Source organism: Adhaeribacter soli, from assembly GCF_008727925.1.
In the GTDB taxonomy this organism is placed as follows: Bacteria; Bacteroidota; Bacteroidia; order Cytophagales; family Hymenobacteraceae; genus Adhaeribacter_A; species Adhaeribacter_A soli.
In genome coordinates this window covers 91,974-117,066 of the sequence record NZ_VTWT01000001.1, presented here as the reverse complement: position 1 = coordinate 117,066, position 25,093 = coordinate 91,974, and the positions used below count along the sequence as shown (strand labels likewise).

The following is a 25,093-nucleotide window of genomic DNA, read 5'->3' as shown; positions in this document are numbered from 1 at the left end:
ATTTTTTTTTAATAAAAATGGTATCTGATTCGCTTGAAAAACCCGGACGGTTGTAGATTGGATATTTTGCAGCAGCTGCTGCTTTTGGAAAGAGAAGCAATTACCGGAAGCTATTACTGGTTATATGTTTTAATATACATTAAGTTGCACTAAAACCTTTGCGAAACCGGGTAATTATGGTCAGTTTTTATCTCCCGTAAGCCTAAGACTTTCATTTTAAACTATTCTGTTTAAATATTGTCCAAAACCAAGCAAAACATAGAAACTAGTTAATTTTAGATCTTTCCCGGGAAGCCTAAAACTTATCCTGCTTAATCTGGTAATACTATCGGAAGTTCATAAAACAGTAGCCGGAATGGACAGAAAAGTATTGATAAAACAGCTTTTTGATAAAAACCGGGAAAGCTTTGCGGGTTTTCCGAACAAGCGGCAGGCCGAAGAATTTATAAACGGTTTGTTCCACTTACTTTTCACCCCTTACCACGGCTGCTATGCCAACGAAAACGAAGTAGAAATTGCCTTCGAGAAACTCGAAATAGAGTTCATTCACCTGCTGGAAGCCACCATTGCCTCGGACGAGGAACGAGACCAGTTAAGGCTCCGCTTCTTCCATAAACTTCCCGAACTCTACCACCATTGCCTGAAAGATGCCGAAGCCATTTTACAATTCGACCCGGCTGCTTTTTCCCTGGAAGAGATCCTGATCACCTACCCCGGTTTTTTTGCCACCGCCGTTTACCGCATTGCCCACTGGCTTTGGGAGCTGAACGTACCGGTATTGCCCCGCCTTTTCACCGAATTTGCGCACCGCCAAACCGGCATCGATATTCACCCCGGCGCCGAGATCGGCGAAGCCTTTGCCATCGACCACGGCACCGGCATTGTGATCGGGGAAACCACCGTGATCGGAAATTCCGTGAAAATTTACCAGGGCGTAACGCTTGGCGCTTTGAACGTGGCCAAAAGCAATGCAAACAAAAAAAGGCACCCCACCATTCAGGACCACGTGGTTATCTATTCCGGCGCTACCATCCTGGGTGGCGATACGGTAGTGGGCAGCAACAGCATTATCGGGGGGAACGTGTGGCTTACCTACAGCGTACCGGCGCATTCGGTGGTTTACCAGTTAAGCGAAGTGAAGATCCGCGATAAAAACCCCTTTCCCGAACCTATCAATTTCAGCATATAAAATAACTGCAACATGAAAGCACAAAATATATTAGAAACCATCGGCAATACGCCCCACGTCCGCATAAACAACCTTTTCGGCAGCAGCCACGAAGTCTGGATAAAGCTGGAAAAAGCCAACCCCGGAAACAGCATCAAAGACCGCATTGCCCTGGCCATGATCGAAGACGCCGAACGAAGCGGCCTCCTGAACGAGAACAGCGTGATCATCGAACCAACTTCGGGGAATACCGGCATTGGCATGGCGATGGTGGCCGCAGTAAAAAAATACAAACTCATCTTGGTAATGCCCGAATCCATGAGCGTGGAACGCCGCAAACTAATGTCAGTTTACGGAGCGGAATTTGTGCTTACGCCGCGCGAAAAAGGCATGAAAGGTGCCATCGAAAAAGCAAAGGAACTGGCAGCCCAAACCCCGAATTCCTGGATCGCCCAGCAGTTCGAAAACATGGCCAACCTGGAGATCCACAAAAGAACCACCGCCCGGGAAGTGCTGCACGATTTTCCGGAAGGGCTCGACTACATTATTACGGGCGTTGGCACCGGCGGCCACATCGGGGCATTGGCCAGCGTGCTAAAAGAGCAATTCCCGAAGCTGAAAGTTTTTGCCGTGGAGCCGGAACTGTCGCCGGTTTTAAGCGGCGGCGCGCCGGGGCCGCACCCGCTCCAAGGCCTGGGCGCCGGTTTCATTCCCTCCATTCTGGATACCAGTTTGCTCGACGGCGCGATCCAGGTAAGCAAAGACGAAGCTTTTGAATACACCCGCCGCATCGCCCGGGAAGAAGGCATTTTTGCGGGCATTTCCACCGGAGCCTCCCTGGCTGCCGTAGCTAAAAAACTCCCCGAAATCCCGGCCGGCTCCCGCATCCTCACGTTCAACTACGATACCGGCGAACGTTATTTATCGGTGGAAGGGCTTTTGTAGAAATTGCATCAGATTTCTGTTCGGGCATAATAAAGTTGCTTGGAGATTTTCTTTAGAGCCGAGGAAATTTCCCTGTTAATGCGTTCATCCAGGTGTAAAGTGAAGCTACATTATTGCGTCATCCCGAGCGAAGCCGAGGGAACTTATGAAGCCACATATTAAACCTAACCGGTAAGACAAATCTTGCTACGCGCGCTTTGTCATTGTAACTTCTATAAGTTTCCTCGGCTTCGCTCGGAATGACCAACTTTTCTCCTTACCCAGAATGCGATGATGAAAACTCAATCACTTAGTAACAGCAACAAATGGTTAAAACCTTCACCAGCAAGGTAGTCAGACTATTATGAACTACTTTTGCAGGAAATAAAAACAGTAGCAACTTATATGAAAAAAGTAGTTTGCGCGCTTTTAATGGCTTTATTATTCACAGGCGAGGCTTTTTCCTGGGGCGCCAACGGGCACCGCGTGGTTGGTCTGGTAGCCGAACAGCACCTGAAAAACAAAGCCAAAAAGAAGATCAAGGCTATTCTGGGCGACAATTCCCTGGCCGAAGTATCTACCTGGATGGACGAAATAAAATCGGATGAAGCCTACAACTTTACGCACGACTGGCACTGGGTAACCATTCCGGACAACGAAAAATACGAGCAAACCGAAAAGAACCCCAAAGGCGACGTGATTGCTAAAATTGAAGAACTGACCAAAGTTTTAAAAGACAAGAACCGGCCGGAAAAAGAGCAGCAGGAAAACCTGAAATACCTGGTGCACCTGGTAGGCGACCTCCACCAGCCCCTGCACGTAGGCCGCGGCGACGATACCGGCGGCAATGCCATTAAAGTAGAATGGTTTGGCAAGCCATCTAACCTGCACCGCGTCTGGGACAGCGACATGATCGATTTTCAGGCCCTGAGCTTTTCCGAACTAACCTGCTTTTTAGGTAAACCGGGTAAACAACAGATCAGGCAACTGCAAAGCACCACCATCCGCGACTGGGCCTACGAATCGATGACCTACCGGCCCCAAGTCTATAACCTGCCCGCCGATAAGAAATTAGGCTACAAATACTCTTACCAGAATTTCGATACCGTAGAGCAACGGCTGCTGCAGGCCGGTATCCGCCTGGCCGGCTTGCTGAATGAAATTTACGGGTAAGCAAAAGGCCCAAACCTCATAATCAGAAAGATAAATGAGTAAACCATAAAAATTTACCGTCATCCTGAGCGCCAGCGAAGGACCTCGTCGGCTTACAGCAGAGATTCTAACAATAACAGTATTACTGTAAGCCGACAAGGTCCTTCACTACCCTTTAACAAACCAGAAACAGGAAATGCTTTAAAATAAAAATAGGCGTCACGTACAATAATTTTGAGTCCTTTTCATTGCCGTCTGCTTTAGCTGACGGCAATGAATTCTGGAAGTAAATGCCTATATAATGTTCCATTGCCTCTAAATCAATATTTCTCGGTAGCATTCCGTAGCGTAGGGTTTAAGCCCTACGCTACGGAATGCTACCGAGATTTTTTTTTGCTATAAACAATTTCAAAAGCTGCTTCTGAGCGTTGCCTTCTATCAGAAGCAGAAGACGGTAACAAGGCGAAAAATCATTTTAATTCGGTATTACTTTTAACCAAAAACCCAATATTATTCAGGTTCGTAGCACACTTGCCAAAACTTAACGGCAACTGGTTTGTATTCTTAAACTGAATCTCTTGCTTTCCGGACCTCTATGGAAAAAGATCTTACCCAGGTTGTATCGACCACGGGTCATAAAAAATTAGGAGAATTGCCGGCTACGGCCATTTGCGGCAACGATATAACCTCTTCCTGTTTATACGTTTCCTCGCTGGCTATCATTTACGCCGGTCAGTACGCCTGGATTGCCTTGTTGCTGGTGGGGGGTGTATTGTTCCTTTTCCGCAAAATATACGGCGAGGTGGTAGGCGCATTACCTTTGAACGGCGGCGCCTACAACGCCCTGCTCAATACCACCAGCAAGCGCACCGCCTCCATGGCCGCCTGCTTAACGCTGCTTTCGTACATGGCCACGGCCGTAATTTCCGCTACCGAGGCCATGCACTACGTGCACCATCTCTGGCAGGGCTGGCCGGTACTGTATGCCACCATCGGCTTGCTGGCAATTTTTATGGGTTTAACCATTCTCGGCATCGGGGAATCTTCTATTGTAGCCGTAGTCATTTTTCTAACCCACATTTGCACGCTCAGCTTACTGGTAATTGTCGGCTGCATTTACCTGTTCAACCATGGTTTCGACACTTTTGCTATTAACTTTCATCAGCCTCTGAAAGGAAGTATCTGGCATGCGCTTTTCTTCGGCTTCAGTGCGGCCATGCTGGGTATTTCCGGGTTCGAGAGTTCAGCCAACTTTGTAGAGGAACAGGCACCGGGCGTATTCATTAAAACGCTCCGCAACATGTGGCTGGCCGTAACCATTTTCAACCCCTTAACCGCCTTTCTGGCGCTTTCCATCATCCCTATTCCCGACGTACCCGCACACCAGGAAACCTTGCTGGCTTATATGGGCGGTATTGCCGGCGGCCCCTGGCTTGCCATCCTGATCTCGGTAAATGCCGCCATGGTGCTGAGCGGTGCTGTGCTGACCTCCTATGTAGGCGTGGCCGGGCTGGTGCACCGCATGACTCTGGACCGCTGCCTGCCCCAGTTCCTGCTGATTACCAACCGCAAAGGCACCACCTACCTCATCATGATCGCGTTCTTCCTGCTGTGCGTTTCCATTCTCTTCATTACCAGTGGTAATATTGCAGCCCTGGCAGGCGTTTACACGATCTCCTTTTTATCGGTAATGACTCTGTTCGGGATCGGGAATGTATTGCTGAAGATCCGCCGCAACCGCCTTCCCCGGCCCGTTCGGGCCTCCGCCTCCACGGTTTTCTTTGCCATTCTGGCGGTCCTTGCTGCCCTGGTCGGGAATGCCGTATTAAACCCCGGGTATTTGCTCGTATTCCTGCAGTATTTTATTCCGGCCGCTATTCTCCTATTTATCATGCTGAACCGTACCACCATCCTGGGGGTGCTGGTTTACCTGCTCCGTCAGTTCGAAGATTCCCATGGCAAGCTCATGGCCTTAACTTCTTACCGGCTTAAACGCCTGATTATGCGCATTCACTCGCAACAGTTTATTTTCTTTACCAAAGGCGACAATATTGCCAACCTCAATAAGGTAATGCGATACATTGTGGAAAACGAACATACCCGCAAGCTGAAGATCGTAAACGTGATCGGCGACAACGAAGTGGTTAATAAAAAGCTAATCCACGAAGTAGACGTACTCGACCGGGCCTACCCCGAATTAACCGTCGATTTTATTGTGATAAAGGGACACTTCGGGCCGGAACTGATCCAGGAACTTTCCACGAAATGGCACATCCCCAAAAACTTCATGTTCATCGGCTCCCCCGGCGACCGCTTTCATTACGGCCTGCAGGAACTAGGCGGTGTAAGGCTGGTTATTTAACTGACATTACGCAAGCAAGAGAAAAGTCTCCTTTGAAGGTAGGGCCCCTTCATTCTCACGTTCGCTGGTTCAAGTTTGAGCGTAGCGGAAACTTGGACCTATAAATAATCTGAAGTTTGTAACTTCAGTGAGGCGACAGCCTCAAAAGGACTGTTTCTACAATGATGAACCGGTAGATGTCCCCCTATAACTCCCTTGAAAGAGAGAATCCGATAGAATGAATCGATCCTGCTCCAAAGGTCAGAGCTTCAAAAAACTTGTGTAACGTAAGTTATTTAATTTTAATCTTTCCCTGAAGATTCTAAGCATTCCTTTTTAAAGCAAAAATGGTAGCGTTTCCACCTGAAAAACTAATATCGAAGACGCTGTTAAACGACCCTAATGCACCACCAGCTTCCCTTGCGCTACTACACTACTCGGAGAAACAACCCGGTACAAATAAAGCCCTTTGCTTAAGTTACCCTTTTCAAGTTGCCAAAGCCCCGGTTTTTCCTGCCGGTGTAGAACTGTTACTTTCCTCCCCAGCAGATCGGTAAATTCCAGTTGCAGCCTGGCCTTTCCCCGGTAATTCTTCAGCTCCAGCGTGGCCCTTTGTTGCAGGGGTTGCGAAAACAGCTTCACTTCAACTTGTTGCGCGGTCGCTTCTGAAATACCCGTTGGCCCGCCGCCGAAAGGATAAAGCGTAAGCGTATCGGTGCAGAAAAGATTGTTCGTTACAATGAGCTTTACGGCAGTGCCGAAAAGCAACTGAGCAGGCTGGTTGTATTTATGCGCCACTCTCTTGGCTGCCGACGGCTGATAGGTTATAAACCTGCTGCCATCCCCAAACTGGTATTCCCACTTGCTGATCACCCCGTAGCGCAAACCGGATTGGGAGGCGCTGCCGCCTAACAGGATAAGGGAATCGGGTCTAAGCTGGGTAGTGAAATAGGCCTGAGGTGGTGTAGCGCAAAAGTCTGGGCGGTAAGGCTGATCGGTATTTATAAGTTTTAATGCTAACACTTGCATATTCGCAGACGACACGGGGCCTATATAGCCTGTTCCTCCTACCATAGCAGAACCGTCATTCTCAAATAGGATTTCCCGGATAAAAGCGCCACCTGTAAAATAACTGGACCAGTTTAAGCCAGCATTACCTCCAAGGGTAGTTGGAGGAGTAATCCGGGCCATAAAAGCTTCGTTATAGGTATTCCGGAAATTCTGACCTGCTACTACATAATCTCCGGAAACGGTAGGCTGAATAGCAAAAAACTCGCAGCCTACGGAATAACTCCCACCATTAGGCATTACTTTCATTTCCCACTGCAAGTTCAGCAGACTGTCTAATTTGAGAACTTGCCCTTGGCGCTTAGTATTTGGCACATTAGCAACGTAGGCTCCGGCCACGGCTACTCCACCATCCTGAGTATTAGCTGCAGCATGGCCAACTTCATAGTTGGTGGGAGTACCAATTATGCGGGTGTAAATGGTATCGCCGTTTGGCCGCAGCTTTAAAAGCCAGTAGCTGAGCTTGTAAAAGGTAGAAACCGTAGAAGCTCCTCCCCTTGTAGACCAGCCCGTTGCTAAATAGCTGCCATCAGGCAAAGGCGTAATGCTTTCCCCGCCGCAGTCCTGACCATAAACCTTCTTCCATATAAACCTGCCATTAAGGTCTGTCTTGATAATCCTGACCTGATTGGAAGTGATTATCAGGTATCCATCTGGCACCCGGACTACTCTTTGGCTATTGCCCATATCCCCGGTAAAGCTCCGTCGCCATTGTATATTACCCAACTGGTCCGCCTTGAAAATGAAAACTGCCCAAGCTCCAACAGAATCCTGATAGGAGCCGCAAGCCACGAACGTGCCATCATCATTAGCCGCCATGCCGGTAATTTTACCGGCATTTAAGTCTGGGAAAAGCTTGTCGCGCAGAAAAGTACCATTGCCATCGGTAAATACTGCATAAGTATTAACAATTGAAGGAGAAGGAGGCCAGAGATAACCACCATGCACATACAAGTTACTGTTTAAACGGATAGAAGCATTTCCATACTCCCGATCTGTAGAGTTGCCATAAAGTTGTTGCCAAGCTAATGTGGGTGTTTGGGCAAATAAAGGCATACTGCTTAGTAGCAGCAATCCGGTTATCAATCCCAAAAGAAACTTCACGCTCTTTGTCATCACTGTAAAATGATCCTTTTCTTAGAGGCTACCTGTATGCTGTCTGCCTTTAGGGTTTAAAAGTTGGAAGTTGCCGTTAATTAATTATTGACCCTTGGCAAGAATAAAAATGCTATGGTTCATCCAAAAAAAACCGTTCCCGGCATGGAATACTTCCCCCTTTTCATTGCCGTCTGCTTTAGCTGACGGATCCGTCCGCTAAAGCAGACGGCAATAGATCAGGCACATAGGAATTTCACCCAACATTCAGTTAATACTCAGGCAGCAACCAAGCTCCGCTTCCAAAGATAGCATTTCCTTCCATTTTATAACACCAGTTCAAAAATATGAAAAATTGTTCCAGACAAATAAAGATCTCCGTAGCGTAGGGTTTAAACCCTACGCTACGGAGATCTTTATGCGAAATCAACTCAGTTATTAAGCCCGGAAACCAAATAAAAAAGCGAACCGAAAGAAAGTTTCCCTCCTTCCGGTCCGCTTACAGTATTTTAAAACAACAACTTATCCGCTTTTTTTACCGGCAGCATCTAGCGGGTGGTGCAACAGCACTACTGACCGGCCGAGGACTTTTATGGTTTTTCCGGCATGGTATTCTTTGCCTTCCTCCCCTACTTCCCCGGTACCCGTATCCAAGATCTTAGTCCAGACGTCGCCGTATTTTTTAGGAGGCAGCTTGTAATTCAGCGGGTCGTGGTGGGCGTTGAAGATCACGTAGAAACTGTCGTCCATAATAAATTCGCCTTTCGGCCCTGAAGACCGGAGCCCTTTCCCGTTCAGGTACACGGCCAGCGATTTGGCAAAATCCTGGTTCCACGATTCTTCCGACATTTCTTCGCCCGAAGGCAAAAACCAGGCAATGTCTTCCAGCCCGATACCTTTTATCGGCTGCCCCTGAAACCAGCGACGGCGGCAGAAAACCGGATGGTCTTTGCGCAACTGAATAAGTTTCTGGGTGAATTGCAGCAGATCTTTGTCGGCCTTTTTCCAGTTCACCCACGAGATCTCGTTGTCCTGGCAATAGGCGTTGTTGTTGCCGCCCTGGGTCCGGCCCATCTCGTCGCCGGCCAGCAGCATCGGTACACCCTGCGACAGAAAAAGCGTGGCAAGCATGTTCCGTTTCTGCCGTTGCCGCAACTCGTTTATGTCCGGTTTGTTCGTAGGGCCTTCTTCCCCGCAATTCCAGGAGCGGTTATGGCTTTCCCCGTCGTTGTTGTTTTCCCCGTTGGCTTCGTTATGCTTTTCGTTATAAGAAACCAGGTCCTGCAGGGTAAAACCATCGTGCGCGGTTACGAAGTTTATGCTGGCGGTAGGTTTGCGGGAATCATCCTGGTACAGGTCGGAGCTGCCGGTAAAGCGTTCGGCAAATTCGGCCAGCATGCTGTCGGCGCCGCGCCAGAAATCGCGCACGCAATCGCGGTATTTTCCGTTCCACTCCGTCCAGCCCGGCGGGAAGTTGCCTACCATGTAGCCGCCTTCGCCAATATCCCAGGGCTCGGCAATGAGTTTCACCTGCGAAATAACCGGGTCCTGGTGAATAATATCGAAGAAGGAACTCAGGCGGTCCACCTCGTGCAGTTCCCGCGCCAGCGTAGCCGCCAAGTCGAAGCGGAAGCCGTCTATATGCATTTCCTGGATCCAGTAGCGCAAACTATCCATGATCAGCTTCAGCACGTTCGGCAGGTTGGCGTTCAGGGTGTTGCCGGTGCCGGTATAATCCATGTAATACCGTTTATTATCTTCCACCAGGCGGTAGTACGAAGCGTTATCGATTCCTTTAAACGACAAGGTAGGCCCCATGTGGTTGCCTTCGCCGGTATGGTTATACACCACGTCCAGAATAACTTCTATGCCGGCCTTGTGCAAAGCCTTCACCATGGTCTTAAATTCGGTTACCTGCTCGCCCAGGCGGCCGCTGCTGCAATACCGCACATCGGGCGCAAAATAACCGATGGTATTATAGCCCCAGTAATTGGTAAGGCCTTTGTCTTTTAAATAACGGTCGGTAATAAAGTGGTGCACCGGCATCAGTTCCACGGCCGTTACGCCCAGCTTTTTCAGGTACTTAATAGTTACCGGGTGGCCCAGCGCGGCATACGTGCCCCGGATATTTTCCGGAATTTCCGGGTGCATTTTGGTGAAGCCCTTTACGTGCGTTTCATAAATAACCGACCGGTGGTAAGGCGTGCAGGGCTTTTTATCATCTTCCCAGTCGAAGGTTGAATCTACTACCACCGCTTTCGGCACAAACGGCGCACTGTCTATGGAGCTGAAACTGAGGTCTTCCTCTTTATCGCCAAGCTTATAGCCGAACAAAGCATCGGTCCAGTTAAAGTTGCCGGAAATGGCCAGCGCATACGGGTCAATCAGCAGCTTATTCGGATTGAACCGGTGGCCGTTATTCGGCTCATAAGGCCCGTGTACGCGGTAACCGTAAAGCTGCCCCGGTTTCAGGCCCGGCACATAAGCATGCCACACGTAATGGGTCCGCTCCACCATTTTCACCTTTACCGATTCGGTTTCATCATCTACCGAATTGAAAAGGCATAATTCCACGCCGGTAGCATTCTGGGAATAGAGGGCGAAGTTCACGCCATCGCCATCGTAGGTTGCCCCCAGCGGATAAGGCGTGCCGGGGTAAATAATTGTACTCATATAATTTTCGGTAAGCTTTCTTCAGATAAGTTCCCCTGATACGGAACCGGAAAAATTATAGCTGTTCCAAAAGCAGCCTCTTTTAAGCTTTTTTGCAAAAAAAATCAGAAGAACGTTGCCTTTTGTTTCCGAAACATTACATTCTCATAAAAACAACCTAACTAGCAGAACTAAATTCAGTTGCAAATTTTACCAGGAAAAATAATAATTTATTCCACTGAATGATAGGCATTTACACAATTTAAGACCAGAAATAAATATCCGGATATCAATGTCTATTTACTTAAATCAGAAGGCATAAAAAATAAATACAGATTTCTTTAACAGGGCAGGCAGCGTTTTGAAAGCACGCATTGTTTTGTATTCGGAGCTCCTGATAAACGAACCTTTAAAGCACCTAAAATGAAAAACCTTAACGCCATAAAATTAGCTTTCGGCTTTATCTTCAGCCTCCTGCTGCTGTCTTCCTGCGATAAGTATCAGGACGACCAGCTGCCCGCCGGCACCGGTACGCTGGTAGTACACGACGACGCATTTACCACTTTCAAAAATCAGGGGATCCAGGTAAACGTAATTGCCAACGATTCGATCGGCAGCCAGGCTACCGTAAACTTCACCCAACCCCAACACGGTACCCTCCAAGCCGGAACCAATGGTATGGTACATTACCAGCCTAACCCGAACTTTGTGGGTACCGATAAATTTAACTATACGGCCTGCCTTGGAAACAACTGCGCTACCGGCCTGGTAGCAATTTCGGTTATAGATTCCACCGGCGCCTGCACCGTAAGTGCCATGAACGATCTGGATACCCTGGCCAATAATTACGGCAGTTCGGTAAGCATCGATATCCTTCAGAACGATAACGTTTGCGGCGCCACGCCGGGTATTTTGCAGCAACCTTCCCACGGCCTGGCTTATTTAGATGCCGGCAACTTCCTGGTTTACAAGCCGAACCCCGGTTATTTAGGTATGGATCAGGTAAAATACCAGTTAACCGGCCAGAACGGCACCGCAACTGCCCTGGTAAATATCCTGGTACTGGACAGCGCATATACCTGCACGGTAGTTGCCCGCGACGACAATGCCACTGTAACCTACAACGGCTCAGTAACGGTTAATATCCTGACCAACGATAATTCGTGCGGCGGCTCGCCAAGTATTGCGGTATTCCCCAATAACGGCCAGGCGTATATAAACATAAACGGCCAGCTGGTGTACACCCCCATCCGGAATTTCTCCGGCCGCGATGAACTAACCTATTCCCTTTCCGGCCCGAACGGCAGTACCATAGCCAAAGTGTATCTTACAGTATCAGCCCCCACTTGCCTTGTAAAAGCCAATCCCGATTATGCTACCCTGCAGGCTAACACTTCTGTTACGGTAAATATCCTGCAGAACGACAATACCTGCCTGGGCACGAGTTATTACGTAACCCCAGGCATTTCGCAACAGCCGCTTTACGGCCAAGCCTATATAAACGCCAATAACCAGCTGGTTTATACCCCAAACCCAGGTTATGTAGGTCCGGATGAAGTGCTGTACAACCTTACCGGCAACGGAAACCCATCGAATGCCAAAGTGTATTTCACCGTTACCCCGAACCAGAACCCGAACTGCTCGCTGGTGGCCAACCCCGATAGCGTGACCTTAAGACGGGTAAGTTCACAAAGCTACGATACGGTTTCGGTGGCAATCCTGCAAAATGATGTGTATTGCCAGAATGGTACTTTCCCAACCGTACAGATTGTTTACCAACCGAATTATGGACGTGTTTCCATTGTAAATAATGGCTTGGCCACCCGAATCATTTATTCTACCACTACTGCCCCGAGGCCGGTAAGGGAAAACTTCCGGTACCGGATCTGCCAGACCATTAACGGCCAGCAGGTTTGCCGCGATGCCGATATAGACATTTATATCCGATGAAGTCTGCAGCATTTCAATTCAAATAAATCTATTACCTCCTGAACAGCCGTTGCTTTAGCCGCGGCTGTTCAGGCATAAGAAAAGAAACCGGGACCTAAAATGAAATACGGTGACTGAGGTTGAAATAATAGAAGGATGCAAGAAGGGAAAACCCGCCTGCCAGGAAGCCTTATACAAGCTTTATGGCAGCCGGATGAAAGGGATCTGCATGCGGTACGCCAAAACCGAATTCGAGGCGGAAGACACTTTTCAGGAGGCTTTCATTAGCGTTTTCAGGAATATCCAGAACTTCCGGGAAGGCTCTTTTCCGAACTGGATGCGCCGTATTTTTGTGAACACGGCCATTAATAACTACCGCCGGAACAAAAAACATTACGACCACCAGGATAGCCAGGAACTGGAGATCCAGGACGATAATCAGCTGGATGGTCTTCAGGAACTTACCACCAAAGAAATAGTGGCCATGATAAATGAGTTGCCGGAAGGGTATCGCGTGGTATTCAACCTGAACGTGGTGGAAGGCTATAACCACCGCGAGATCGGCGAAATGCTGGACATAGCCGAAGCCACCTCGCGCTCTCAGTTATCGAAGGCCAAAAACTTGCTTAAAAAGAAACTGGAAAAGATTAATCCTTGTAAATATGCCAGCTGAAAACAAATGGAATGATGCGCTCGGGAAACGGCTTTACGATTTCGAGGAAGCGCCCCTGCCGGAAACCTGGTCGAAGATCAGCGGAGAATTAAAGCCCCGGCGTTACCGGTGGTGGCTGTGGCTGCCCCTGATACCCCTGCTTATATCCTTGCCCTGGGTTCTGAAATTCACTGTTATTGAAAAGCATGAGGTAGGCCTGGAACAGAAAAATAATCCGAAGTCTGAAGAAAACCTTGCCTTCTTGCAACCGGCTAACGGGACAGAAAATTCACCATCTGAAAACAAGACAGGGAGCATCGCCTCAAATCAGCCTGCTCCTGTTTCGCCGAAAGAACTGACTTCAGGATCTGACCAACAGACTAATTCCGGTAACCCGGACAAAAATACGGTTGATGAAATAGGCAAAAATGTCACTCCTAACAGGCAGGCGGAGAAACCCGCTTACCGGCCGCTTGTGGTTATTCCGGGAGTAGCAGCAATACGGGAAACGGAGGATATGGAGGAAGAAAACAGCATTTCGGAAAAACCGAAAAAGAAGATTCTTTCCAAGGGGCTAATTGCACACGCGCGCCGGAAAGATGCCAAACCAACATTAGCCAGTAAATCTCTAAATCCGGAGGAAAGTAAAGATAATACTACCGTTCCGGACCAGAAAGAAAATTCAGGGAACAGCGTTTCAGCAGGCGGCATATTGCAGCCTGCAATTGCATTTAACAGGAATGCCAAAAAAGACCAAGCTGGTAAAGCGTTAAACGGTAGCCCTGACGAACTAAAAACAGAAAACAACGCCGGCTTTACAGTTCAGGAAATCAATTCTGAGAACAAGGAAAACGGTGCGGCTACGCAAGATTCGAAAAGCTCCCTGGGTGAATTATCCGGCTTAGCACCGGTCCAAAACGAAGCAGCAAAGCAGGACTCAGTAATAAAACCGATTTCTCTGGCAGCAAACCTGACTCAGGATTCATCGGAAAATAAAACCAGGAAGCAACCCGTAAAAACGAATAACAAATGGGCGTTTATAACTTACGGCACGCCACAGATCGCTTACCAGCGCGTACTTGCCAACCGCCAGGATAACCTGATGGTTGTAAAAATGAACCACATGAACGCCTATTCTTCCGAACGTTTAGGTTATGAACTGGGGCTTCGCAGCCGGTATTATTTATCAGAAAATTTACAACTGGAAGCAGGCCTTCATTTCGGCCAGCTTACCCAATCCATAAACCTGACTACCAAGGCAACCTTGGCCGATTCAGCAGTCGTGCAGCAGCAACCAAACGGCAGTGTTGCCATGCAGGTGCATAACCGCCAGCAGAAGCAGCAGGTTATTTTCCGGTATTACCTGGGCGGAGTTTATTTAGGCGCAAATTACGTATTGCTACCGAAGCTGCATTTCAATGCCGGGTTAGGAGCCAATACCCTTCTTCAGTATAAAAACGAAACGGAAGGTTTTGATCCTGAAATTACCAGGGTAGCGCCGTACGTAACGGCCGGTTTTAAATACAACTGGCAGCTTGGCCGGGATTTCACCTTGCAGGCCGGACCGGTAATGCAGTATTACCTGCAGGCTTTCCAGCGGGGAAACACGCCAATTTCCGCCAAACCAACTACTTTCGGATTAAGCATTGGCATTCAATACCGGCGCCAAAAATAACCCGGTTTCCGGAATGGAATCCTTCCTCAAAGTCAATGCCCTGCCGGTTCTTACTGGCAGGGCATTGACTTTGATATTTCTCCGACTAGCATAGCAGCTGCTTTGCCGGTGCTATTATTTCTCCCCAAGCCATCATGCAAGGTTTTCCGAACCTGTAGAGACGTAATATATTACGTCCCCATTCAGGGATATGCGGCAATATTGCAATACTGGTAGAAACGCAATGCATTACGTCTCTACAGATTATGGTAAACAGGCCCCTATTCCTTCCTGTTCATTTGCCGGATCATTTCATCGCTTTCCTGGCGGGAGGCGTTGCGGGCTTTTTCGGACCGACCATAACCGATTTCCACTTCACCGCCGGCAAGGCGCTGCATAATGGCATCGGCAAATTCATCGAGCGGCACGCCCATGGTGTGAATGCCGGCTCCGCCCAGATCGGTGTTTACGGCAGGCGGTACTATTTCCAGCACCTTTACAGGGGTACCTTCGAGTTCGTATCTTAAAGACATGGTAAAGGAATGCAACGCGGCTTTGGTGGCACTGTAAATAGTGGCAAATGTTCCGGGCGTAAAAGCCAGCCCGGAAGAAACATTAATAATGGCGGCTTTGGGTTGCGTGATAAAATGCGGCACAAATAGCGAAGACAAATGAATGGGAGCTTCCAGGTTAATGGCTATTTCCTTCCGCCTTTCCTCCCAGCTATCCTGATCTTTCGTGGCTTCCACCCGCCGCTGAATGCCGGCATTGTTGATGAGCACATTCACCTGCGGAAACTCGGCAACCGTCCACAGGAATAAAGCATTCCGTTCTTCTTCCAAGCCGACATCACAAACCCGGATGTGCAGTTCCGGATGATTCAGCTTGGCTTCTTCCAGTTTAGCCTTCCGGCGGCCGCATATAATAACCTGGCTGCCGGCTTTCAGAAAGCGGACGGCTAAGGCCAGGCCGATGCCGGTAGCGCCGCCGGTAATGAGTACCGTATTTCCTCCTATTTCCATCGTTTTTTCAAGCTAATAAATACCATTTTCAAATACATTTTCCCCGCTGAAACAATACCATTTTCCTAGCAAAATCTCCCCTATTCCAGCAAAAGTTCTTTCCGTTTAAAATCGTACTTAGTTCCGTTCATTTTCCAGTAAGCCAGCATTTCTACGGCTTTGCGCGTGGCACGGCTGATCTCGGGTTTCCCGTTTGGGGTAACGTGCACTTCTTCCCAGCCGGCTATCTCATACGGAAATTTTGAACTGAAATAAATGTGCAATTGCCGTGGGTAGTAGTGGTACCGTACGCTGCAAACGCGGAGCTGTTCTTTTTTAAAATTGCTGAATGCTTTTGCGGCCGGTTTTATTTCGATGCCGGCCCGGTAAGCTTGCAGGGGTTTATGCGTGAAACGAAGGTCGAGCAGGCCGGGGATCAGGTCCAGGTTACCGGTGGGCACGAGTTTGGGATTCAGGCGGATCAGGGTCCAGAGTTCATCTTCGGAACGGGCTTTTAAGGTCAGTTCCCGGTCCCCGTCCGATTCGAAATAAGAGCGTTGCAGCGCCTCGTAAGCCTGAGGCCGGTAATTAAGTTGCGTGAACGTCTGGCCGCACCATTCCTGGCAGCTTCCGGTAATCTTAAGGGCAGGCATCTCTTCGTAAACCGGCGAAAAAACCGACAGCATCATGGAATACGGGTAAATGCCGGTCGTAAACTTTTTGGTCAGGTTCAGCTTCAGCACCTTCTGCACCCCTACCTGGTCTTTTGCCGGTGCGTCGGGTTTTATGTGCGTTTTCTTGGAAAGGTCTTCCGTTACGAAGATCAGCACCGCTTCGGCCGGCCTTTTTTCTCCGTAACGGAATTGTTCCAGTTCATAAGTATTCACTTCTGCCTGCCCCTGATACCAGTATTTCCCAAATTCAGTAAAGTTGATATCCTTTTCGGTTCGTTTCTTTTCCCCACCGCCCTGACAGCTGCAAGCCAGTAGCAGCAGCCCTAAACCTAGTTTCCGGAAAAAGAAAGTCCCCTTCATTTGCTTACGATTTGTTTGCCTGATTTTCATAAAAATGCTCCAGTTGCGACACGTGCAGGCCGCGCAACATAGACGTTTTTTTGTGCTGATGTTCCTGCATGCGCGTTAGGATATCGTCCAGCAGGGTAATAGCCGAAACAATGTGCGGGCCTTTGTTCAGCATCACGCAATCGGCGCGCTGCCCCATGGCGGCGTCCGTAATTTCGGCGCGGGAAGGGCGGCCTTTTTTGGCCAGGGTTTCCAGTACCTGGGTAGCCCAGACCACCGGCAAATGGGCGGCTTCGCAAAGCCAGAGAATTTCTTCCTGCACTTCGGCCAGGCGCTGCCACCCGCACTCCACCGCCAGATCGCCGCGGGCAATCATGATACCAGCACAGTTGCTCCGCATGGCGGCCAGCAGCAGATGCGGCAGGTTCTGAAACGCTTCCCGGGTTTCTATTTTCAGCATGATGGCCAGGTGACCGGCGCCGTGCTTTTTCAACTCTTCCTGCAGGGCAAACACCGTTTCGGGGCGGTTCACAAACGAAAGGTTTACAATGTCGGCGTGTTTGACCACAAAGGCCAGGTCTTCCTTGTCCTGTTCGGTCAGGTCGATCAGCTGCAGGTTGGTTTCCGGCAGGTTTATGCCCTTGTCTTCGCGGAGCTTGCTTCCTTTATCGTTAGCCCTTGTTATTTTTACCAGCAGCGATTCGGGTTTTACTTCGGTAATTTCCCCTTCAATTTTGCCGTCGTCGAACATGATCGGCTGGCCGGGTTTGGCTTTATCGAAAACCTCCGGCAGGGTGCAGGAAATATGCGCCGGCTTTACCAGATGCCCCTGGGCATCGAACTGGGCCGGCTTGCCCGGAATGGGCTCTTTGTCCAGCACCATAAAATGGTCTTTTTTCAGAACGATGGGCCTTACCAGTAAGGGCAGCGCACCAACTTCGGCTACCAGAGGCTTGGGCAAAGGCGTTTTAAACTTCAGTTTCGTGCCGGTAGCAATATAGGAGGTCTTAAAAACATGCAGCAGCACGCCGTTCTCTGCCTTTTTATAAACGGTGAAGGCGCGTCTCCGCCCCCGGGTATCCTGGAATTTCACTTGGTCGCCTTCCTGTAACTGTCCGAGCCAGTTTGCTTTTACCGGCAACACGGCATCTACCGGCACCACGGGCGGCGCATCTACGGCCGTCAGCCACACCCTTCCCGGCGCTACTACCTGCCCGAGTTCGTTCCGGGTAGGGTGAACGGAGATCAGGGCCGGACCGGGGTTTAAAGGGCCGGTCCGGAGTTTGGGCCCCATCAGGTCGAACAGGATCTTGCAGCTGATATTCAGTTCTTTTTCTGCCCGCCGGATGTTGTTCACCATTTTCAGCCATGTGGCTTTATCGTCGTGGGCGCAATTGATGCGGGCACAATCCATCCCAGCCTGCAACAGGCGGCAGATCAGGTCGAAATCGGTAGCCAGTTCGGCCGAAAAAGTAACCATGATGCGGGTGTTCCGGTGAGTAGGCGCCAAACCCAGTAATTCCTCGGTATGCTTTCTTAAAAGAGAAGTGCTTTCGGGGAAAGAAAGGGCATGCAGGTCCTGGGCTGCTTCGCATTTTCGCAGATAGCAAAGCTGCTGCTGCACAGCCTGCAAACTTGCCAGTACGTGCCCCTCCGCCCGGCCCAGCGACGATAATCCCAAGGCGGCCAGTTGCTCCTGCAACTCGCGGATGTCGTGGCGGCGGAGGGCCAGGTAGTGCAGCAGGTTTTTAGCGCTCTTCCGGAAAGCCGGGTTTACCAGTTTAATCTCGGAGGCAAACTTTTTCTCTAACTGAAGGGAATCCCCGATCAGCTCGTCAAGATGATTAGAGATCTTTTCCAGGTTTTCGGCCGGTTCGGACACATGGGCTTTGCTGCTTTTTATCATATGAGGTGGTCTGAGAATGGCATACGCTTATAAGGTTCCGGGTAGGCCGGAACTTTATAGATAAGCAATTCTGAAGAAGTTGGTTTAGCCTAAGATAAGGAATTTTTACCGGGGTTCCTAATAACAGGCTCAAACCCGGAATTTGCACCGGTTAACGGCAGAAATTTAACTCCGGTGCCGGTCCAAACCGGCGAAATCCAGTACAATTTTGGCTGCCTATCCTGTAATTTCAAATTTATTCCCTCAGTTTTTAGAACAAAACACCTGTTGTTACATAAGGTAAATACCTGTTTCCCCACCAAAACATAGCAAAGCAGCATCTTCTTCTTCAACCCTGGCTTCTATATCTACGTTCCTTTAGTACTAAAATTTCAAAAAATTGTTATAAGTTTTACTAAAAGTGGGAGCCAATTCAGCAACTGATCATACGAACCGCACTGCCTTAACCAGCCTTCCAGAGGTTGGATTAGCTGCTTTTAAGTTGCTGGCTTTTCGGTCGCCTGAGGCTACCATTTTCCCGGCCGAAATCCAGAAGCCGGCCCGCACCCACGTCTTTCATTTTAGCCCTGCTTTTTTTCCTTCGCTTACCCAATCCTTCAGGCTTTCCCTCCTTTTTCTAAGAGGAAAGTTTCAGAATAACCCGGTTTGCTTTACCAGGCTTGTCCGTTCCCTTGTTTTGCCGGCACACCAGTTCCGGTGATCGATCTGCCGATGAATCCATCTCTGAACCATCATTACCGGCAGGCTAACAGATTCCCTAATTGTTCTTTCACCTGTTCGCGGGTCAGTCTTGTTTTTTTCTCCTCCCGCCTTCAGCCTTTAAACCCAGATAACTAAACGCTATACGATATGAAGAAAAAAGTACTGATTACGGGCGGAGCCGGCTTTATCGGGTCTCACCTGGCCGACGAATTACTCAGCCATGGTTACGAGGTACGGGCTTTGGATAACCTTTCGGAACAGGTACACGGCGAAAATTGCCAGCGCCCGATTTACCTGAACCCGGAAGTAGAACTGCAGATCGGCGATGTGCGCGACAAGGAAGCGGTAAAAAAAGCACTGGAAGGCGTGGATATGGTGGTGCATTTTGCGGCCATAGTAGGCGTAGGCCAGAGCATGTACCAGATTGCCGATTACACCGCTGTAAACAACCTGGGCACGGCCGTACTCTTAGAAGCCCTGATCGAAAAACCCGTAGCTAAATTACTGGTAGCTTCCAGTATGAGCATTTACGGCGAAGGCTTATACCAGAACCGGAAAGGCGAACCGGAAACCGTACCGGAACGCGGCCTGAAACAACTCAAAAACGGCAAATGGGAATTATACGACGAAGCCGGAAACGAACTGAAACCCGTGGCAACTCCGGAATCTAAGATCCCTACCCTTTCTTCGGTTTACGCTCTATCGAAATACGACCAGGAACGGCTTTGCCTGATGACCGGCCGCGCCTACAATATTCCTACGGTAGCCATGCGCTTTTTTAACGTGTACGGTACCCGGCAGGCGCTTTCCAACCCCTATACCGGGGTACTGGCCATTTTCGCTTCCCGCTTCCTGAACAACAACCCGCCCATGATCTTTGAAGACGGTTTGCAGCAGCGCGATTTCGTGCACGTGAAAGATGTAGCTCTGGCCTGCCGCTTAGCCCTGGAAAAACCGGAAGCCGACGGCAAAGTATTTAACGTGGGCAGCGGCAACAATTACACCATCCGGGAAATTGCCACGCGCCTGGCTCAGGTAATGGGTAAGGAAAACCTGGCACCCGAAATCACGGGCAAGTACCGCGTGGGCGACATCCGGCACTGCTACGCAGACATTTCCCTGGCCCGCGAAGTGCTGGGATTTCAACCGCAAATAGATTTCAACGCCGGACTTACCGAACTGGCAACCTGGCTCGAAGGCCAGATCGCATGCGACAAAGTGAACGAAGCGAGCGCCGAACTGGCCGCCCGCGGCCTGACGGTGTAGATCTTTTAACGCTTTCCAAAACAGTACTATTATGCATAAAAATATTCCGCTACCTGCTTCCGATAACTTAAAAACTGCTCAGCCGGTTGGCCTGGTCGAATGGTTTCACGTGGGCGAATACGACCGGGTGAAGCAAGTGCTTTCGGACCTGAAAAAACTGGGGGTAACCGAACTCCGCACCGGCATTTCCTGGGCAGATTTTTATTCCGAAAAAGGCAAGGAATGGATATACTGGTTAATTCCGGAACTGGCCAAAGAAGTGAAACTGCTGCCCTGCTTTTTATACACGCCGCCTTCACTGGCAATGAAGCCCCGCACTTCCGCCCCGCCGGTAACGCCAAAAGCTTTCGCCGATTTCCTGGATGTGATCATTACCGATCTGGGCAAACATTTCGAATACGTGGAGCTCTGGAACGAACCCAACAACAAAGCCGCCTACGATTACACCCTGGACCAGAACTGGAACCGGTTTGCCGAAATGGTAGGCGGTGCCGCTTACTGGGCCAGACAGCGCGGCAAAAAAACCGTGCTCGGCGGTATGAGCCCCGTAGACCCGAACTGGCTGCAATTAATGTTCGACCGGGGCGTAATGCAGTACATCGATGCGGTAGGGATCCACGGGTTTCCGGATGTGTTCGATCAGCAATGGGAAGGTTGGGAAGAGCAGGTGAAAGCCGTGCGCGAAATTCTGAAAACCAATCATTCTCAGGCCGAAGTATGGATCACCGAAGCCGGTTTTTCTACCTGGCAGCACGACGAATACCGGCAATTACTCGAATTCAGGAATGCGTTGGAAGCTAAAGTAGAAAAAGTGTACTGGTACGGCGTGCAGGACCTGTCGCCGGAAAAACCGGCCACCGGCGGGTTTCACGTGGATGAGCGGGAATATTTCTTCGGCCTGAAAAAAACGGATGGCAGCCCCAAACTCCTGTACCGACTATGGGCCGAATACGGTCTTGGCGGCCTGAATAAATTTCCCTGCCTCGACCGTTGCACCGACAAGACCTTACCCGAAAAATATGCGCTTATTACCGGCGGCGCCGGCTTTGTAGGCACCAACGTCGCCAAAAAATTACTCTCCGAAGGCAAACAGGTAGTGATTCTCGATAACCTTTCGCGCGGCGGCGTAGAGCGCAATTTACAGTGGCTGCACGAACAGTTTCCAAAGCAGGTGCATGTTTGCATAGCCGACATCCGCGATAAGCATACGCTCCGGAAAGTGATGAAGAATGCCACCGAAGTTTTTCACTTTGCTGCCCAGGTTGCCGTTACCACCTCCCTCGATCTGCCGGTAAACGATTTTGAAATCAACGCCCGCGGCATCATCAATCTGCTCGAAGCCATCCGGGAACAGGACAATCCGCCGTCCTTGGTTTTCACCTCCACAAATAAAGTTTACGGCGGCCTGGAAGATCTGAAATTCATCCCGAACGGTACCCGTTACACCCCGGCAGAAAAAGCGATAGCCACCTACGGCATCAGCGAAAACCGCCCGCTCGATTTTCACAGTCCTTACGGCTGCTCCAAAGGTTCCGCCGACCAGTACGTGCTCGATTATGCCCGGAGCTATAACCTGCCGGCAGTGGTTTTCCGGATGAGCTGCATTTACGGCCCGCATCAATACGGCACCGAAGACCAGGGTTGGGTAGCGCATTTCGCCATCCGCGCCATCGAAGATAAACCCATCACCATTTACGGCGATGGCAAGCAGGTACGCGATATTCTGTTCGTGGAAGACCTGGTGGAAGCGATGATGATGGCGCAAAAAAACATGGGCAAAATTTCCGGACAGGCCTTCAACATTGGCGGCGGCGTAACCAACACCATCAGCTTACTGGAACTGATCGAAATGCTGGGCGAATACCGCGGCAAGCGCCTCCCGTTAAGTTTTGGAGAATGGCGCACCGGCGATCAGCACTACTACGTTTCCGACATCCGCAAATTCCGGGAAGCAACCGGCTGGAGCCCGCGCCACAATGTGCACCAAGGCGTTGCCCGGCTCTACAAATGGCTCTCCGAAGTGCGCGGCTACGCCGTACCGGAAAAACTCAATGTACTGGAAGTGCAGGCAGAAACCCCGGAAGAAACCGACCAGATTTTAGCCTGAAAAGGGTAGCGTTTTAGCACTTATGGCTTCACATTGAAAAAGCCAAAGCATTAAGGCAACTCCGAAGGAACTTATGAGGCTTAAAATAAAACCAAACCTTGCTCCAATCGCATCAATCGCTCTTCGGGATTTGCAATCCCGAAGTTTTGAGCTTCGGATCTGTGATCCGACTTTTAGCAGAAAAGCTTGGCATTTAGCAGGCCTTCCTGCAAGGCGGATTATAAATCCGCAACTCAGTGCTTCCGGATTGCAAATCCGGAAGAGCGAATATAGAAAAAAGTCCCCTTTTGGAGGGGGCAAGGGGGAGGTAAACAGCCGCTGGCGAAAAGCAGCTGTAACATTCTTCAACCATTAAAAACATTATCCAAAACCACTAAAAAACAACCAATGATACTTGAAACTGCCGAAGCCGGAATAAAGGCAAAACCTCTGGTTACTGCCACCATGCAGGCTGCCGTACTTACCGCACCAAAGACTTTCGAAATTAAGGAAACCAAGCTGTCGGAACCCGACCCGAAACAGGTGCGCATCAAGATGCAAGGTTGCGGGCTATGTGCTTCCAGCCTGCCCCTTTGGGAAGGCCGCGAGTGGTTTACCTATCCGCAACAAGCCGGAACGCCGGGCCACGAAGGCTGGGGCATTGTAGATAAAACTGGGGCCGAGGTTACCTCTTTACAACCGGGAGACCGCGTAGCCTGCCTGTCTTATAACGCTTATGCCGAATACGATTTAGCCGAAGAAAGCAGCGTGTTAAAATTGCCGGAAAGCTTAAATAACCAACCGTTTCCGGGGGAGCCGCTGGGTTGCGCCCTGAACATCTTCAACCGCTCCGACATCCAGGCCGGACAAACTGTAGCCATTTTAGGTATCGGCTTTCTGGGAGCATTACTCGTGCAGTTGGCCAAAGCGGCCGGCGCAAAAGTAATTGCCATTTCCCAACGCGAATATTCCCTGCAGATAGCCAAAGAATGCGGCGCCGACGAAGTGATAAAAATGGACGACCATTACCGCATCATCGAAGAAGTAAAAAACCAGACGAAGGAGCATTTTTGTGAACGGGTAATTGAATGCACGGGCAAAGAATGGCCCCTGAATTTAGCCGGCGAACTAACTGCCATCCGCGGCAAACTCATCATTGCCGGTTACCACCAGGACGGCATGCGGCAGGTGAACGTGCAACTCTGGAACTGGCGCGGCCTGGACATCATAAACGCCCACGAACGCGACCCGAAAATGTACCTGAACGGAATGAAAGAAGCCGTAAAAGCCGTCACCGAAGGCCGCATCGATCCGCTGCCGCTTTACACTCACACGTTTTCTTTAAACCAACTCTCCGAAGCGTTCGAAAAACTTCAAACCCGCCCCGACGGCTTCATGAAAGCGCTTATCACTTTTGATCAGAACTAATGGAAAATACTTTACTCAACTCCGCCCCGGCCCCTGCCGAAACTGCTGAATTTATTAAACTAAAATTGGGCTTCCTGGGAGTTGGCTGGATCGGCCGCAACCGCCTCGAAGCCATTGCCAAAGCCGGCGTAGCCGAAATTATTTCCGCCGCCGATCCGGTGGCCGAAAACAAGCAGGCTGTACGCGAAACCGCCCCGGATGCCAGACTGGAAAACACGCTGGAAGCATTACTCACGGCTGAAACCGATGCGGTAGTTATTGCCACGCCCAGCGCCCTGCACGCCGAACAATCCATCGCTGCCTTGCAGGCGGGGAAAGCCGTTTTCTGTCAGAAACCCCTGGGCCGCAATGCCGCCGAAACCAAAGCGGTGGTGGAAGCTGCCCGCGGAGCGGATCTTTCCCTGGGCGTAGACCTCTCCTATCGCCATACCACTGCCATGCAGCAGGTTTACGATGTTTTACAAAGCGGGGAACTCGGGGAAATTTATGCGGTAGAGTTGGTTTTTCACAACGCTTATGGTCCGGACAAAAACTGGTTCTACGATCCGAAATTATCGGGCGGCGGTTGCGTGATCGATTTGGGCGTGCACTTGGTAGACCTGGCTTTGTGGGGCCTGAATTTCCCGGAAGTAAAAACCGTTAACAGCCGCCTTTTCGCCAAAGGAAAACCGCTTACCGATCCGAGTACCCAGGTAGAAGATTACGCTTCCGCGCACATCGAACTGGCCACCGGCACGCACGTGCAGCTTACCTGTTCCTGGAATTTACAGGCCGGTCAGGAAGCCTTGATCAGCGCTGTTTTCTACGGCACCAACGGCGGCGTAGCCTTCAGAAACGTGAACGGTTCCTTCTACGATTTTGTGGCCGAACGCTATTACGGCACCCGCACCGAAACCTTGGTTTCGCCGCCGGATAACTGGATGGGCCGCGCCGCCGTGGAGTGGGCCAAACGTTTAGCTGCCGGCGAGAAGTTTTCCGAAGATGCGCTTGCCTTCATGAAAGTAGCTGAAGTCCTTGATAAAATATACGGTCGCTAAATATCGCGCA

16 protein-coding genes are annotated in these 25,093 nt (G+C 50.0%); 11 read left to right on the top strand and 5 right to left on the bottom strand.

All coding sequences use genetic code 11. The features are described from left to right. Window positions 1-355 precede the first annotated feature (355 nt). The 4 genes from F0P94_RS00435 to F0P94_RS00420 all read left to right on the top strand — a co-directional run bounded on the left by F0P94_RS00435 (window position 356) and on the right by F0P94_RS00420 (window position 5,606). Window positions 356-1,189, top strand: coding sequence for a serine O-acetyltransferase (locus tag F0P94_RS00435; RefSeq protein ID WP_150901732.1), 834 nt, complete (start codon window positions 356-358; stop codon window positions 1,187-1,189). Between the two features lie 12 nt (window positions 1,190-1,201). Next, window positions 1,202-2,113, top strand: a complete 912-nt coding sequence (cysK, locus tag F0P94_RS00430; RefSeq protein ID WP_150901731.1) for a cysteine synthase A — start codon at window positions 1,202-1,204, stop codon at window positions 2,111-2,113. Between the two features lie 384 nt (window positions 2,114-2,497). Beyond that, on the top strand, window positions 2,498-3,265 hold the full coding sequence (locus tag F0P94_RS00425; RefSeq protein ID WP_150901730.1) for a S1/P1 nuclease: 768 nt from the start codon (window positions 2,498-2,500) through the stop codon (window positions 3,263-3,265). A 574-nt stretch (window positions 3,266-3,839) separates the two neighbouring features. Next, on the top strand, window positions 3,840-5,606 hold the full coding sequence (locus F0P94_RS00420; protein WP_150901729.1) for an APC family permease: 1,767 nt from the start codon (window positions 3,840-3,842) through the stop codon (window positions 5,604-5,606). Window positions 5,607-5,984: 378 nt separating this feature from the next. Here the strand turns inward: F0P94_RS00420 and F0P94_RS00415 are convergent, their stop codons facing one another. Both F0P94_RS00415 and glgX read right to left on the bottom strand, forming a co-directional pair. Further along, on the bottom strand, window positions 5,985-7,709 hold the full coding sequence (locus F0P94_RS00415; protein ID WP_150901728.1) for a WD40 repeat domain-containing protein: 1,725 nt from the start codon (window positions 7,707-7,709) through the stop codon (window positions 5,985-5,987). A gap of 561 nt (window positions 7,710-8,270) precedes the next feature. Next, entirely contained in the window at window positions 8,271-10,421 is a 2,151-nt protein-coding gene (gene glgX / locus F0P94_RS00410; protein ID WP_150901727.1) for a glycogen debranching protein GlgX, read from the bottom strand. A 402-nt stretch (window positions 10,422-10,823) separates the two neighbouring features. Here glgX and F0P94_RS00405 point away from each other — a divergent pair, with 402 nt between their 5' ends. From F0P94_RS00405 to F0P94_RS00395, 3 genes are all read left to right on the top strand, one after another. Then, window positions 10,824-12,350: an Ig-like domain-containing protein gene (locus tag F0P94_RS00405; protein WP_150901726.1), complete on the top strand. Its 1,527-nt coding sequence runs from the start codon at window positions 10,824-10,826 to the stop codon at window positions 12,348-12,350. Between the two features lie 109 nt (window positions 12,351-12,459). After that, complete coding sequence (locus F0P94_RS00400; RefSeq protein ID WP_225307069.1) at window positions 12,460-13,002, top strand: RNA polymerase sigma factor; 543 nt, start codon at window positions 12,460-12,462, stop codon at window positions 13,000-13,002. Further along, window positions 12,992-14,656, top strand: coding sequence for a hypothetical protein (locus F0P94_RS00395; RefSeq protein ID WP_150901725.1), 1,665 nt, complete (start codon window positions 12,992-12,994; stop codon window positions 14,654-14,656). The genes F0P94_RS00400 and F0P94_RS00395 overlap by 11 nt, the downstream gene beginning before the upstream one ends. Before the next feature lie 260 nt (window positions 14,657-14,916). Here F0P94_RS00395 and F0P94_RS00390 read toward each other — a convergent pair whose 3' ends face one another. The 3 genes from F0P94_RS00390 to F0P94_RS00380 all read right to left on the bottom strand — a co-directional run bounded on the left by F0P94_RS00390 (window position 14,917) and on the right by F0P94_RS00380 (window position 18,564). Further along, window positions 14,917-15,657 carry an SDR family oxidoreductase gene (locus tag F0P94_RS00390; protein ID WP_150901724.1) on the bottom strand — a complete coding sequence of 247 codons (741 nt, stop codon included), beginning with the start codon at window positions 15,655-15,657 and terminating at the stop codon, window positions 14,917-14,919. An 80-nt stretch (window positions 15,658-15,737) separates the two neighbouring features. Further along, on the bottom strand, window positions 15,738-16,670 hold the full coding sequence (locus F0P94_RS00385) for a hypothetical protein (RefSeq protein ID WP_150901723.1): 933 nt from the start codon (window positions 16,668-16,670) through the stop codon (window positions 15,738-15,740). Between the two features lie 4 nt (window positions 16,671-16,674). Next, window positions 16,675-18,564, bottom strand: a complete 1,890-nt coding sequence (locus F0P94_RS00380; protein ID WP_150901722.1) for a pyruvate kinase — start codon at window positions 18,562-18,564, stop codon at window positions 16,675-16,677. Between the two features lie 849 nt (window positions 18,565-19,413). Here F0P94_RS00380 and F0P94_RS00375 point away from each other — a divergent pair. The 4 genes from F0P94_RS00375 to F0P94_RS00360 all read left to right on the top strand — a co-directional run bounded on the left by F0P94_RS00375 (window position 19,414) and on the right by F0P94_RS00360 (window position 25,083). Beyond that, entirely contained in the window at window positions 19,414-20,532 is a 1,119-nt protein-coding gene (locus F0P94_RS00375) for an NAD-dependent epimerase/dehydratase family protein (RefSeq protein WP_150901721.1), read from the top strand. A 31-nt stretch (window positions 20,533-20,563) separates the two neighbouring features. Next, window positions 20,564-22,639: an SDR family NAD(P)-dependent oxidoreductase gene (locus F0P94_RS00370; protein ID WP_150901720.1), complete on the top strand. Its 2,076-nt coding sequence runs from the start codon at window positions 20,564-20,566 to the stop codon at window positions 22,637-22,639. 387 nt (window positions 22,640-23,026) lie between these two features. Beyond that, window positions 23,027-24,046 carry an MDR/zinc-dependent alcohol dehydrogenase-like family protein gene (locus tag F0P94_RS00365; protein WP_225307067.1) on the top strand — a complete coding sequence of 340 codons (1,020 nt, stop codon included), beginning with the start codon at window positions 23,027-23,029 and terminating at the stop codon, window positions 24,044-24,046. Further along, window positions 24,046-25,083 carry a Gfo/Idh/MocA family protein gene (locus F0P94_RS00360; RefSeq protein ID WP_150901719.1) on the top strand — a complete coding sequence of 346 codons (1,038 nt, stop codon included), beginning with the start codon at window positions 24,046-24,048 and terminating at the stop codon, window positions 25,081-25,083. Before F0P94_RS00365 ends, F0P94_RS00360 begins: the two co-directional genes overlap by 1 nt. Window positions 25,084-25,093: the final 10 nt, after the last annotated feature.